This window comes from Pedobacter sp. Leaf194 (assembly GCF_001423945.1).
Lineage (GTDB): Bacteria > Bacteroidota > Bacteroidia > Sphingobacteriales > Sphingobacteriaceae > Pedobacter.
Genome location: NZ_LMPU01000008.1, coordinates 195,903 through 209,415, shown reverse-complemented (window position 1 = coordinate 209,415; position 13,513 = coordinate 195,903). Strand labels below are relative to the sequence as shown.

The 13,513-nt window shown below is 43.2% G+C and carries 16 protein-coding genes; 12 read left to right on the top strand and 4 right to left on the bottom strand.

The features are described from left to right. Positions 1 to 47: 47 nt before the first annotated feature. From ASG14_RS08555 to ASG14_RS08540, 4 genes are all read right to left on the bottom strand, one after another. Positions 48 to 440: a hypothetical protein gene (locus tag ASG14_RS08555; RefSeq protein WP_056870658.1), complete on the bottom strand. Its 393-nt coding sequence runs from the start codon at positions 438 to 440 to the stop codon at positions 48 to 50. 107 nt (positions 441 to 547) lie between these two features. After that, a complete protein-coding gene (locus ASG14_RS08550) occupies positions 548 to 1,000 on the bottom strand; it encodes a MauE/DoxX family redox-associated membrane protein (RefSeq protein ID WP_056870657.1) in 453 nt (150 codons plus the stop codon). Between the two features lie 100 nt (positions 1,001 to 1,100). Next, on the bottom strand, positions 1,101 to 1,670 hold the full coding sequence (locus tag ASG14_RS08545; RefSeq protein WP_056870656.1) for a hypothetical protein: 570 nt from the start codon (positions 1,668 to 1,670) through the stop codon (positions 1,101 to 1,103). A gap of 135 nt (positions 1,671 to 1,805) precedes the next feature. Next, a complete protein-coding gene (locus tag ASG14_RS08540) occupies positions 1,806 to 2,924 on the bottom strand; it encodes a hypothetical protein (RefSeq protein WP_056870655.1) in 1,119 nt (372 codons plus the stop codon). A gap of 245 nt (positions 2,925 to 3,169) precedes the next feature. On the opposite strand from ASG14_RS08540, the gene ASG14_RS08535 reads away from it, so the two are divergent. The 12 genes from ASG14_RS08535 to traK all read left to right on the top strand — a co-directional run bounded on the left by ASG14_RS08535 (position 3,170) and on the right by traK (position 13,296). Next, positions 3,170 to 3,445 carry a hypothetical protein gene (locus tag ASG14_RS08535; RefSeq protein ID WP_056870654.1) on the top strand — a complete coding sequence of 92 codons (276 nt, stop codon included), beginning with the start codon at positions 3,170 to 3,172 and terminating at the stop codon, positions 3,443 to 3,445. 136 nt (positions 3,446 to 3,581) lie between these two features. Beyond that, entirely contained in the window at positions 3,582 to 4,427 is an 846-nt protein-coding gene (locus ASG14_RS08530; protein ID WP_056870653.1) for an RteC domain-containing protein, read from the top strand. A gap of 854 nt (positions 4,428 to 5,281) precedes the next feature. After that, on the top strand, positions 5,282 to 5,800 hold the full coding sequence (locus ASG14_RS08525; RefSeq protein ID WP_157274881.1) for a hypothetical protein: 519 nt from the start codon (positions 5,282 to 5,284) through the stop codon (positions 5,798 to 5,800). A gap of 83 nt (positions 5,801 to 5,883) precedes the next feature. Then, positions 5,884 to 6,177: a DUF4134 domain-containing protein gene (locus ASG14_RS08520; RefSeq protein ID WP_056870962.1), complete on the top strand. Its 294-nt coding sequence runs from the start codon at positions 5,884 to 5,886 to the stop codon at positions 6,175 to 6,177. 10 nt (positions 6,178 to 6,187) lie between these two features. After that, positions 6,188 to 6,541: a DUF4133 domain-containing protein gene (locus ASG14_RS08515; protein ID WP_056870651.1), complete on the top strand. Its 354-nt coding sequence runs from the start codon at positions 6,188 to 6,190 to the stop codon at positions 6,539 to 6,541. Further along, positions 6,538 to 9,000 (top strand): TraG family conjugative transposon ATPase, encoded by a 2,463-nt coding sequence (locus ASG14_RS08510; protein WP_056870650.1) that lies wholly within the window; start codon positions 6,538 to 6,540, stop codon positions 8,998 to 9,000. Before ASG14_RS08515 ends, ASG14_RS08510 begins: the two co-directional genes overlap by 4 nt. A 16-nt stretch (positions 9,001 to 9,016) precedes the next feature. After that, positions 9,017 to 9,385: a hypothetical protein gene (locus ASG14_RS08505; RefSeq protein WP_157274880.1), complete on the top strand. Its 369-nt coding sequence runs from the start codon at positions 9,017 to 9,019 to the stop codon at positions 9,383 to 9,385. Between the two features lie 42 nt (positions 9,386 to 9,427). After that, positions 9,428 to 10,159, top strand: coding sequence for a conjugal transfer protein TraI (locus ASG14_RS08500; protein ID WP_235528542.1), 732 nt, complete (start codon positions 9,428 to 9,430; stop codon positions 10,157 to 10,159). Beyond that, the gene (locus tag ASG14_RS08495; RefSeq protein ID WP_056870648.1) at positions 10,149 to 10,793 is read left to right on the top strand and encodes a hypothetical protein; all 645 of its coding nucleotides are present in this window, start codon (positions 10,149 to 10,151) and stop codon (positions 10,791 to 10,793) included. The genes ASG14_RS08500 and ASG14_RS08495 overlap by 11 nt, the downstream gene beginning before the upstream one ends. Then, on the top strand, positions 10,794 to 11,435 hold the full coding sequence (locus tag ASG14_RS08490) for a hypothetical protein (protein ID WP_056870647.1): 642 nt from the start codon (positions 10,794 to 10,796) through the stop codon (positions 11,433 to 11,435). A 10-nt stretch (positions 11,436 to 11,445) separates the two neighbouring features. Beyond that, complete coding sequence (gene traJ, locus ASG14_RS08485) at positions 11,446 to 12,666, top strand: conjugative transposon protein TraJ (RefSeq protein WP_056870646.1); 1,221 nt, start codon at positions 11,446 to 11,448, stop codon at positions 12,664 to 12,666. Between the two features lie 15 nt (positions 12,667 to 12,681). Next, a complete protein-coding gene (traK, locus tag ASG14_RS08480; protein ID WP_056870645.1) occupies positions 12,682 to 13,296 on the top strand; it encodes a conjugative transposon protein TraK in 615 nt (204 codons plus the stop codon). Positions 13,297 to 13,513: the final 217 nt, after the last annotated feature.

The window sequence follows — 13,513 nt, the reverse complement described above, 5'->3', positions numbered from 1 at the left end:
TTGCCTTCATTTTTGCAACACGCCTTTAGCGCTGATGGGAAATCAGCTTATTTGGTCCTGTTTTCCAAAGTCATCGATGGATCATCAGAGCTGGTGATATAAGCTGACGAAGTTCCGCTGTTGTAGCTTGAAACAAGATTTAGGCTGGACTTCAGTGTTGGGGTTGGCGTTGAGGGATTGTCCACGAAATTTTCGTCCACGATAATTTCACAGGCAGCCTGGTTAACGTTGTTACACAAATCCTCAGGTGGTGCAATGCTCCAGTTGCTTTCATCTTCAACCTGAGCCTGGGTGTAAGTATTTGGGCCATGGTAATAAAAGGTTCGGCTTGCAACAGCCTTGCCGCCATTGTTCACATACTTAAAAGCGGACTGTGAGAAAACAATTGCCAATCCGAAGACAAAGGCCAGTAGGCCTGTTTTAATTTTTAAATTTTTCATCTTAATGAATGCTTTTTACCTTGAAAAAGCTAAAGTTTTGTTTAAAATTTATTTTTTTATCAATTACCGGCAGTTACTGTGCTTCGCTGCTGACCGTTTATTCTTGCCTATGCTCCATTTCCTCCTTTCTTTATGTTTATTTTATAGAGCGCAATCAGGTTAATGCCCAGGAAAACCATGTTGAAAATGAGGTGGCTTCTCCAGCTTAAAAATGCAAGTATGCCCCCGCAGCTACATGGCATTTTTGCGAAGTGGCCAATAAGAACCAGAAAGACATAAGCTGTAAATGCAGTCAGTAAAGCTGCCGATAACCATAAACCTAAGCCCTTGGTCCTCTCTATCGCCAGCAAGAGACCTGCAAGAATTTCCAAAGTCGGAAGTAAGATTACCAAGGCCGAATTGATACTGGTCCCAAATGGCTGAAGCGAAAGCTGACGCCTGAAATCAGTCAGGTCCAGGACTTTTGAGCCCGCAGTGTACACCCACAAAATTATAAGTGCATATATGCCCAATTTCAACAAGTAGCCTGCATGGTCATTTTTAATATTAGTGCTTTCCATGAATCAAAGTTGAGGTCTTGTCGACTCCTTCAATGCGGACATGGCGGATAAAACATCGAATATCGATTACATCAATGCTCGCATGCAGGAAATTGACTTCTCAAGGTTTACGGTAGCCGCTTAAGGTATGGGAATGAACCCCTACCGCTGCTGCGATATCGTTTATTGATGCGATCTGGAATATTTTAGGCTCTATATTGATAAGATCTGCTAAACGTTCATGCCCCTCATCAAATCTTAAATGGAATATAAAGGTTAATAATTCCGTCAACTGATTTCGATGCAGTCTATCAATCAACTGATGGTACTCCGGGAAAAGCTTATACAGATTATACTCATGCTTAAGCGGAAGAGCCTTTAGCAGACAGGCATCGATTGTTGTGGTAGTTTTTAGATAATCGTTTTTGTCAGGCTCAGCAATGGCGGGGACAAATGAATCATCAAAGCAAAACCTGATAACGTGTTGACCTGGCTCTTTAAGCCCCTGAAGCTTTATCTTAATTGTGCCCTGCATTAAAAAGACCAAGGGATTGTCTAAGAAAAATTCTTCAGCTATCAGTTGGTTCTTTTCAAAATGGAATTCTGTCAAGGCCACATCCAGGTAGGCCAGTAGTGCGGAACTAACTGGAAATATTTTTTCCAGATAATTAAAAAGCTGGTTGTTGTTCATTTTTTTTAGCGCAAAGGAAGCTTTCTGTGTTCCTTTGTCAAGTGGCTAAAACAGCCACCGCTAACCACCATTTGGTACTGTAAAAAATCTGGGTATCCCTATGAAAGTTCAACCAAGTTTATGATCACAATTAGGTTAGTAACGCTCCCTTGCGATGGCCAGCATCTTTGAGACTTTTTCCATAACCTTTTTGATATCTTCGGCATGATGAAGATAGTAGGCATTTTTAAAGCTTTTTTCAGAAATCCCGCTTTTTTCATGGCTCTCCAGATGAGCAATAGCGTACTGATGTATTTTCTTCGCGCGCTGTTCCGTGATGATGCCGCATTCAACATTTAAGTAGATGTAAAAGGCCAGCTGCTTCACTGTTAGTGATACCTTATAGTTTGCCTCCAGCAGTCCTGAATTTACCCATTCTGTACTTAAGAGGTCGATTTCCTTTAAAAAAAGGCGCTCAGACTCCAGATGTTCTAGGATTAATCTTGAAAGCGGAGGAACTAGGCGGGAATACTGGATATCTTTTTCAAAAACAGTTTGCTCGGTTTCTTTTTTTACAATTAGCAGAAATTTATATTTTTCAGAGATCTCTAGTGCGCTTTCCAGCTCAGTGCTCATCCGGTCAATCAGGAATTCCAGAAACTGAAGCTTGTTGAAGTTGTGACGGGTTAATAAATCTACAAGTGACTGATCTGAATCAAGGCGTTCCAGGTCTTTATGAATCAGTCCGGAAAGAAATTGGATATAACCAATATCCTCGTAAGAAAAATGTTCTCTGTCCGATAGGGAAAGAGCGGATGTAAGTATCGCACAAAGTTCGGGACTAATGTGCTTCTCTTCGAGCTTATTATCAATTAATTCTGCCACCTGTTGCGAGCCTTGTTCTCTTTGTAAACTCGTGTTGCAAAGCCTCGCGCTGAAATCGAATTCCCGCGGGAAATTATATTTTAAGAATTCGAGCAATTCATCCAGTACGCCGCACAGTCCCGGGTCAGCCGACGGTTTTTCTTGACTGGCATGCGAAGATTCGCCGCTTGTTTCCATAGCTGCCAGAAGCCTGGACAAACTATGCTGGTGAAATTGGATGAATGCTGCCAGGGACAGATCCCGCTGAGGTACAAAGAATAGATAGATTCTTTTTAAACGGTCCGATTCAGCAGTAAATTCCTTCTGAAGGTTGTGCTTCTGCTTAACCGATTGGTTTTTCGCTGACTGTTCTGTACAAAGGTTCCAGAGATATTCAAGTTCAAAATTCATGTCGTTGATTTAAGCGTCGCCTTGAATTTAAACGCTAGTTCATCATTATCGAAAATAATTACACCGGAGTGCGTTACAGTCGGACCAAGAAGACTGATAGCGGTGATGAAGTTAAAGGGCGCTCTATTTGATTTGACGACAAGCTGTGGGGTGGCAAAAAGGGCCACCCTCATGAAACTTGACAACAGCCCAACTTCAGGCTTTTTTTGTACAGTTTATTTTTTATCAATCTTAAACCCTTGTTTATGAATAAGATCGACGCTCTACTCGACATCCTACGCAAAATTTATGAAATCTTAAGGTACTTACAACTGCAGCAATCAGCCGGTGCTGTCTCCGCCGATGCACCCCAGATGACCAGGCAGGAAGTCAAGGAATATCTTCAGATTAGTGAAAGTACTTACAAGAGAAAGGTGAAGCAAGGCGTACTGACCCCAATCAAAATGCCCGGTGGAGATAGGTTTTACCGCTATCAGCTGGAAGATGAGCTCAAGGAAAGCGTCCGTCGCGGTCGGATATGATATCTGCTTCTATCCACTTTTGAGCGCAAACAGGTCAAAAGCGCAACGGTTTAGTTCAATATCAGCCCATTTAAGTTCAAAATAGTCCGATTGAATTTTATCAGAGTAGGTTTGAAGACAAATAAATCAGATAATTATGATACAGGAAGTTAGCAACAGACTCCTCAGGCAATTGGAAGATGAAATCGCTTCAATTTCGAGTCAGGAAAACAATCCTTTTGTGAAGATGAGAAAGGGTTTAAAGGTCTCACGCGATTCGCTTGAAAAATTAAGGATGTTTTTTATCGAAAACGAATCTTTAAGTGAAGCCGAAGAAATACACTTTTTTAAGGTCATCAAGCCCGCATTTTACAAATGGAAAATATTTCATTCGGAACTCTATTTAATCGAGACCAATATGCCCTCTGGAGGTGCCGAGCTTCAGCAGGTTTTCCTGGAAGGCGAACTCCGAGTGGTTGAAAGATTTCTGCTCTGTCACCCCTTTCAGTACCAGTATTATAGAATGGATCTATCAGAACTTGACAGATTCTATTTTTTAAGGAAAGCCGATTTTTCAGAATCACTTTTACCTGAGCAGCCGGAATTGGAACCGATATTTTCTTCTCCGGGAGATTATTTATTTGCTAAGTTCCGAGCTTTCGATATGCTCAAGGAATGGCTCATTGAACGCATCAATTTTGTTAAACGCCATCCGCTAGTAAGCTTTAATCCTGGAGAAATGAAATCTGACCTTCGATGGACAGGAGATAAAATACACCTGGCTGAGCTTGGCTATGCATTACATTTAAGTGGGCAGCTTAATAATGGACAGGCTGGGCTGGCCCAGGTTTTTAGATGGCTTGAAGAGCACCTCGCTATTTCAATAGGCGTTCCTGCAAAGCGATTCTCGGAAATCAGAGCAAGGAAACGCCTGAGCAGGACACAGTTTGTCGACTCTTTAAAAGATGCACTGCTGAAAAAAATGGATCAGGATGACAAGTAACAGAGGGCTAGCCATCCTAATCCCCGTTGGACACGGCCATATGTGTCCCAAATGAAATTGGTGCGGCCCTGTGAAGGGCCACACTAGTTTAAAAATCCGTATCGAGTTCCTGTGAAATCTCCTTTTGAACTAAGTTGAAAGTCACTAGCATCTTGTCGTTAAGGGTTTTAATACCCGCATTCTCTGGCATTTCATGTTTGCCCTGAATTTGCAAGATTACTTACGGGCATACTCTGGGATTGAAAATCAGTATAGCTCCTATATCCCGATGACTGCCCATATGATATTGTGGCACCTCCATTTTGATTTTATATTTATTGTCTTTTACAATGATTGATCTCAGCGCATTGAAATAGTATTTGTGTGTACTTGGGCTTGAACCCAGTGCGCTTAAGGCCGTCATATCGCTGATGTCATAAAAGTTATTGATGCTGCAAATCCCAGACTCAAGATCATATTTGAGGTACCCGTTTTATTGCTTGTGAAGGTTTTCTGGATTGCCAGCTTCGCAAGGGAGTATAGTTTTGCTTTGGCGGTATTTCGGTAGCTCAACCACACTTCTACATAAACAACATTATCTTTTTATGGCAGATAATCGCCAAGCGAGACGGTATCTGTTACTTTGCTGCCGTTGGAAAATGTCTCCCAGGTGATCGCGTCGTGGGCATAAGAGCTTAAGGCTATTGAGCAAAGTAATAAGCCTGAGCGCATTAATTTATAGATATTCATAACTAAGTCTTCTCGGAATATATTTTATTTATCAGTAGTACCTCCATTTACCTAAATACTGTTTTGCGCTTTACGAACCTTTGCTATACCCATCTGCAAAGTAGCAGTGGTTAAAAGAAATTCTCATGCTTCAAAGTTATTCATGGTCAGCCTTTTTTGCTTGCGTAGGAGCAACGTATTTCCTTTGGTATGCAGGCGTTGCATTAACGGTGTATCGAAAGGAATGTTTATCATTTTTCAGACTTTCCAGGGGTATGCCATCAGGTGTTGTTCCGGTCACATCGTATGGTCAGCAGGATGTCCCGCACTTTCAAGAACCACAGCCAGTGCAGCCTTCGGTTATGGGCTTATCAAAGACCCCTCAGGGACTGCGATCTTCATCAATTTCTGAAGTCTCATTTGCACCAGAAACAAATGGGGAGGTTGGGCTCAAATCAGACATCATTGCCGAACTCAAAGAGATTTTTACCCTCCTTGCAGAAAACGACGGAGATAAGGGAGATTTTCTCGGACTGCTTGAAGCGATGAAGCTCCGCTATCCGCCAATGGCTTCCCATCCGGCATGTGCGCAGATCAATAGCTTCATTAAAGCCCACGCACCATTTTTACTATCCAAACAAGAACTAGAGAATATATGGGACTAAATCCAATTGAATAAAAATTTAAATATATTGAAATGAAAACTAAAATGAAAAGTATTAAAGGAAATATTGTTTCGAAATCTACAATGTTGTCTTGTGTCTGGATAATGCAAAGTTGCCTGTTCACGATTTCCTGTTTTGCACAGGATGGAAACGCAGGTATTCAGGAAGCCGCTGACAAAGTAAAGGGCTACTTTGATACAGGGTGCGATTTGATGTATGCAATTGGTGCCGTGGTTGGCATCATAGGCGCAGTAAAAGTTTTTAATAAGTGGAACGCAGGTGAACCCGATACCAATAAGGTTGCGGCCGCCTGGTTTGGCAGCTGCATATTTCTGGTCGTAGTCGCAACCGTACTCCAATCATTTTTTGGCCTTTAAAATTTAACTTATGTCTGCTATATATCAAGTCAATAAAGGCGTTTCACGCCCGATTGTTTTTAAGGGCCTTATCGCGCAGTACATTGCTTACTTGGCAATCGGGCTTGTTGCTATGTTGCTTCTTTTTGTTGTGCTGTACGTGGCAGGGCTGCCAATAATAGTGCTTTTGCCAATCATACTTGTACTTGGACTTATACTTTTCATAGCTGTTTATCGCCTTTCAGCGACATTCGGTGAACATGGGCTTATGAAATTTTTCGCTTCAGCCAATGTTCCTGCATGCCTGGTGTTTCGTTCCCGCAGGTTGTTCACTGGAATGAAATTTACAATGGAAAGTAAATTTTTAAGGGAGGGAAGGTCATGATTGAAGCTGCTGAGATATTTCCGGTTTATGCTGTTGAGGATGATTCCATGCTCTCGGTAAATGGCGATATTACTATTGCTTACCGCCTGCACTTACCAGAGGTTTTCACCCTGTCGCAAAATGATTATGATGCGCTGCATCATGCATGGGTGAAGGCAATCCGTACCCTGCCCGAAAATGCGATAGTCCATAAACAGGACTGGTTTTGTGCTGAGGCTTTCGAAGCTGACTTCGATAAAGCCGGCGAAGAACTGCTTATGCGCTCGAGTGAACGGTTTTTCCGCGAGCGGCCATTTTTTAGCCATGAGTGCTATCTTTTTCTTACGCTTAAGTCGACTTCCCGCCGGCCCTCAAGTTCCGCATACTGCAACCTGTTGCGCAAAACTATTGTACCGGCACAGGTTTTATGTGAAGCGCTAAAGGCTTGCTTTGAGCAACAGTGTTCACAGTTTGTAAGGATATTATCGGATTCAGGTTTTATTTCTGGTCTGCGGCTCACCGACGATGAGCTCGCCGGTACAGCCAATAAGCCTGGGATTATTGAACGTTATTGTTTTCTGTTGGCCAGAAACCAGCCATCCCAGATTAAGGATATTCATTTCAAGGGAGGAATAAAAATAGGAGATAAGCCGCTCAGCTTGTTCACGATGGCCGATAGTGATCACCTGCCCTCATTGTGCGGATCAAGGGTAAATTATGATGCCTACTCTACAGACAACTCGAAATTTTCGCTTGGCTTTTCCTCTCCTCTCGGTGTATTGCTTGCCTGCAACCACATTTATAACCAGTATGTCTTTATTGACGATGCGCACGCGGTGATAAAAAAACTTGAGGCAAAAAAACTCCGTCTGCAATCATTATCGGCATATTCACGGGAGAATGCTATCTCCAGGGAATTGGTAAATGATTACCTGAACGAAGCAGTTGCGCTCGGTCACATGCCACTTAAGGCGCACTTCAATGTTCTGACATGGGGTGAGGGGGCTAATGGCGAAACTGCGCAAAATCTGGTAGGCTCGGCGATGTCAGTGATGGACACCATCGCAAAACTCGAAAGTGATGGCGCTGCACAAATCTGGTATGCAGGCATTCCAGGGAATGCGGCAGATTTTCCCATGAATGATACTTTCAACACCTTTGCCCAGGTTGCTTCCTGCTTTTTCAACCAGGAATCTGCATACAGGGATTCTATTTCGCCATTTGGAATGCGCCTGGGCGACCGCATTTCGGGAAAGCCCGTCCATACCGATATTTCAGATGAGCCAATGGATAAAGGTTACATCACCAACCGCAATAAGTTTATACTTGGTCCCTCAGGCTCGGGTAAGTCTTTTTTTACAAACCATATGGTTCACAGCTATTACCACCAGGGAACTCACGTGTTACTTGTAGATGTCGGTCACAGCTATAAAGGATTGTGTGAAATGTTGGGCGGATATTATTTCTCTTATTCAGAAAGTGCACCAATCGAGTTTAATCCTTTTTTTCTAGGAAAAGGAGAAGTGCTGGATACCGAAAAAAAAGAGAGCCTAAAAACCCTTTTACTGGCATTATGGAAAAAGGATGATGAAAGCTTCAGGCGTTCAGAGTATGTTGCCCTTTCAAATGCCCTGGGCGGTTATTACCAGCATCTATCCCTGCACACAGAAATATTTCCCTGCTTTAACTCCTTTTACGACTTCCTTTCAACCCAATATGCCCAAATCCTGGAAAATGACGGCGTGCGGGACCGGGATTTCGATATGCAGAATTTTTTGTACGTCCTTGCCCCATATTACCGTGGAGGGGAATTTGATTATCTGCTAAACGCCACTTCACAGCTCGATTTACTTAATGAGCGGTTTATTGTTTTCGAGCTTGATAATATCAAGGATCACCCGATTTTATTTCCCGCTGTAACGCTCATCATTATGGAGGTTTTTATCTCAAAGATGAGAAAACTCAAGGGCATTCGCAAAATGATCCTCATCGAAGAGTGCTGGAAGGCAATCGCCAAGGAAGGTATGGCGGAATATATTAAATACCTGTTCAAAACAGTCAGAAAGTTCTTTGGGGAAGCCGTTGTCGTTACGCAGGATGTTGAAGATATCATTTCTTCTCCGATTGTAAAGCAGGCAATTATCAATAATGCAGATTGCAAAATCCTGCTCGACCAAAGCAAGTACCAGAATAAATTTGACATGATTCAGGAACTTTTGGGGCTGACCGATAAAGAGCGGGCACTCATCCTTTCAATGAACCGCGCCAATGACCCATCAAAAAAATACAAAGAAGTCTTCATCTCCCTGGGCGGGCAGTATTCAAAAGTATACCGCACCGAAGTTTCCCTGGAGGAATACCTCACTTACTCAACTGAAGAGAAAGAAAAGCTACTCGTACAACAATATGCACAGCGATACGGAAGCATCAGTAAGGGTATCGCCATACTAGCCGAAGAACTTCGCCAGAGAAAGAACTGATTTAAAAAACGTCGACATGAAAAAACTATCACTGATTTTTCTGTTTTGCAGCGCTGTGGTAATGGCCTGTAAAACAGATCGGGTGCGGAAGTTCGCATCTGGAAATTTTGTCAACCACTCCCGAGGTCAGCTTAGTCTGGCCGATGATACGCTATCCATTTCTTCGCAAGAAGGGAACAACTTCAAGGTCCATCGCCGTACCGGCTTTAACCTGATGAACAATGGAAAGCCAGGTCGCAGACAATTTGCGGAGGAACACTGGTTGCTTGTCTATGACCAGCCTACCTGTGCGATGACTGAACTGAGACATGGAAGGACACTCATCTTTTATCCGGATTCCGGCGCTCTTTTAATTGGAAGGCGGAAATATGTAAAACAAGACTAATCACGCAAATTTTAGTTATCAGGGATTTTTAAAAATGAAATTATGAAAAGACATTTTCTGGCCCCGGGCCAGCTAGGCTCTAAAATCAAAAAAATTATGAAAAGTTATATGGTAATTCTTCCCTTAAGCACCATGACGCTCTGCGTTACGCTACCCAAAGGCGCTACCGCTCAGATTGCTGTGCTCGAGGTGATACAGGCAGGGGTAAAGAAGGTAATCAAGGCAGTTGATCTGAAAATGCAACGCCTGCAGAACGAAACAATATGGTTGCAGAATGCTCAAAAAGTACTTGAAAATCAGCTTTCAAAACTTAAGCTTACTGAGATAGCCGATTGGTCGGAGAAGCAAAAGAATTTATATCAGGAGTATTACGCCTCGTTATGGAAGGTAAAGTCGGTGATTGCGTACTACAAGCGCGTCCACGAGGTTGTTTCTACACAAGGAAATATCCTTGATGAATACCGTTGGGCGTGGGCGCTGTTTGAAAAGGACAAGCATTTTACCCAGGAGGAGCTGCTGACGATGCAAAAAGTTTATTCAGGAATTCTGGATGAAGGCATAAAAAACCTAGATGAACTGCTTTTAGCAGTCAGTTCACTCAAAACGCAGATGGAAGATTCCGCACGTCTTGAGATTATTGCTGATGTGGCGCAGAAAATGGAGGCGAATTATGCAGATCTAAAACGCTACAACGCAGAAAATGCGAGTCTTTCACTAAAGCGTGCCTCCTCTTTGGAAGATGCCGCAAAAATACGGGAGTTATATGGACTTTAGAAAAGCATTACCGGCATTGAAAGCATGTGTAGTTTTTCCGCTTTTGCTTTTTTCCATGTCAGGGCTAAAGGCGCAGACCTGGACAGAATTTACCCAGCAAAAAAAGACGCAGAAACGTTACTTCATTGAGCAGCTTATCGCATTGAAAATCTATGCCGGGTACTTAGATAAGGGCTACAGAATTGCGGGGGACGGTATTGAATTTATTAAGGGGTTCAAAGACGGCGAGTTCGGACTCCATGAGCTTTTTTTCGGTTCGCTAAAAGCAGTTAATCCGCTAATCTCGGGGCACCCCAAGTTGGCTTCTTTGCTCACCATGGAGCAGGAGATCTTTCGGATTTCAAACAGAAATTATGGGGATGTTGCATTCGGGCCGCCTGAAATAGAATTTATTGAAAGCGTAAAGCACGATTTAAAAATAAATGTAGAAACAGCTCTTCAAACGCTGTCTGCGCTGCTTGAAGCAGGGAAACTAGAAATGAGTGAAGAGGAACGCTTTAAAAACTTTCAAACCATGTACGACAGGATTTTGGAAAGTTACCGTTCCGCTACCGATTTTGACACCTCTGTCAAACTTTTGCGGGCTCAAAAAAACCAGGCGCTTAGAGAATTTAAAAAAAATGGAGGATTTTAAATGAAACCTATTTTAATAATTTATCAGGGGATGTTGCTGTTTTTTTTCTTCGGGTTTTCGTTGCGAGCCGCCGCTCAAAGTGTCGAAGTGGAACAACTGCTAATCAACGTTGAAAAACTTTCCCAGCTTAAGAATATCCTTTCAGATATGAAAAGGGGTTACACAATTTTATCGCGGGGTTACTCGGCCGTTAAAAATGTTTCCCAGGGAAATTTTTCCCTTCATGAAGTTTTCATCGACGGACTTTCGCTCGTAAATCCTGCGGTAAAAAAGTACAAGCGAGTCGCGGAGATAATTTCGATGCAAAATAATTTGATGTCCACCTACCGCTCGTCCTTTCAGCGCTTTTCGCATTCCGGACGCTTCAGCATGGATGAGCTGGACTACTTTACGAACGTTTATTCACAACTGTTTTCATCAAGCATTGAGAATCTCGATGAGCTGCTGATGGTGGTCACCTCCTCACAACTTCGCATGGATGACGGTCAGCGGATGCGGGCAATAGACCGCATCCACGAAAATGTGCGAGACAAGGTACTTTTTCTACAGGAATTCAATGAGCAGGCAGAACTGCTTAAAGTCCAGAGGAGCCGCGAGCAGTCATCAGTCCAAAGACTAAAATTACTTTACGATAAACCATAAAGGATTAGATATGAAAAAAAAATGTCATCCCATTTGCATGGGATTGGGGCTAGCCATTGCCCTATTTTGCCTGCCCTCGCTCAGCTATTCACAAGCTATCTCTCAGACGCTTACTGGAATGCAGCCGGTGCTTGACCGGGTTTATGCAGAGATGTTGCCGCTTTGTTCCCGTCTCATTGGTGTGTCTAGGGGGATTGCAGGCTTCGCCGCCCTTTGGTACATCTCCTCGCGGGTGTGGAGGCAACTTGCATCAGCAGAATCCGTCGATGTATACCCACTACTGCGCCCGTTTGCCATAGGAATGTGCATTGTTATGTTTCCCTCGGTAATTTCCATAATCAATGGCGTGCTCCAGCCGACCGTTTCCGCAACCAGTGCCATGGTCTCGGATTCTAATAGAGCAATAGAGGCCCTACTAAAAGTTAAAGAAACTGCGATAAAAGAAAGTAAATACTGGCAAATGTATATAGGTGACACCGGACAAGGGGACAGGGAAAAATGGTACAAATATTCCCACCCAAAAGATCCGGAAGGAAATGGTGAAACTTTTCTGGACGGCATAGGAAATGACCTTCAGTTTTATATGGAAAAACAAAGTTACAATTTCCGGAACTCCATTAAAGGTTGGCTGAAAGAAGTGCTCGAAGTGTTGTATGCCGCATCAGCACTCTGCATTAATACGCTCCGTACTTTTTTTCTAATTGTCCTGGCCATTCTTGGGCCTTTGGTCCTTGGCTTTAGTGTATTTGACGGATTTCAGCAGACCCTAACGGTCTGGCTTGCCAGGTATGTGAATATTTTTCTTTGGTTGCCTATCGCCAACATCTTCGGCAGCATTTTGGGCAAGATTCAGGAAAATATGATAAAACTTGATATCTCTCAGATTGAAGCCGCAGGCGATACTTTTTTTTCCTCAACTGATACCGCCTACCTGATCTTCCTCATTATTGGTATCGTGGGCTATTTTTCAGTGCCGAACGTAGCAAACTATGTCGTTCACGCAGGTGGCGGGAATGCGATTCTTTCCAGAATGAACGCATTAGTGATCTCAACTTCATCGGCCGGTATGAATTCTATCTCTGCGGGAGGCGGAATGGCAGTTGATGCATTTGGAGATGCAGCAAGAAAACAGTCCCAGGGTTATGCGGCTGGAGCGCAGGGAGATTATTTCAAGGATGGTGGACCATCGGCAAGCTACCAGAAAGAGCGCCTGTCGGGTAAATCTCAATAACATAAAATCACTACCATGTTCAATAAACTTAAAAACATCGATTCTGCGTTTCGCCACATTAAAACTTTCTCTTCATTGATGGTTGTGGCCTGTATACTGATAAGTATCGGCGCGGTTTGGCAGGCATTCAGAATGGTAAGCCAGGTACAGGGCCGTATTTACATACTGGCAGGCGGGAAAGCCCTAGAAGCAATCTCGGCAGAAAGAAAAGACAATGTAGCAGTAGAACTAAAAGATCATATTAAAATGTTCCATCACTATTTTTTCTCACTCGATCCGGATGAAAAAGTAATTGCCACCAACATCGCTGCTGCACTCAACCTCGCTGATGAAAGTGCAAAGAAAGCTTACGATAACCTTAAAGAGCAGGGCTATTACAAGGGATTGATTTCAGCTAATGTTTCGCAGGTGATTACCGTGGACAGTATAACTGTGGATCTGAGCACTACCCCGTACCTGTTTCGAGCCTACGCGACGCAGACACTTATCCGCTCATCTTCACGGCTTAGCCGAAGACTGATAACCCGCGGTTCTGTTCGTAATGTTTCCCGATCGGATAACAACCCGCACGGTTTTCTAATCCAGAACTGGGAGACGCTTGAAAACAATGATTTACCATTAAAACCTTAACATGAAAACTGAAGCACGATCACCTCATCAGTCAGAAAATATTACTAGCAAGGCACTTAAGGCTACGCTCATCCACATATTGCGAAAAACGGCGGATGCCATCAATGCAAACCTAACAAGGCTTCCCAGGATTTGGCTTAAGATTTGGCTGCTGGTGATATCAGCAGTTTTTGGTCTCTACTGCATTAGTTTGCTCACAGGTTTTTTATAAAAAATA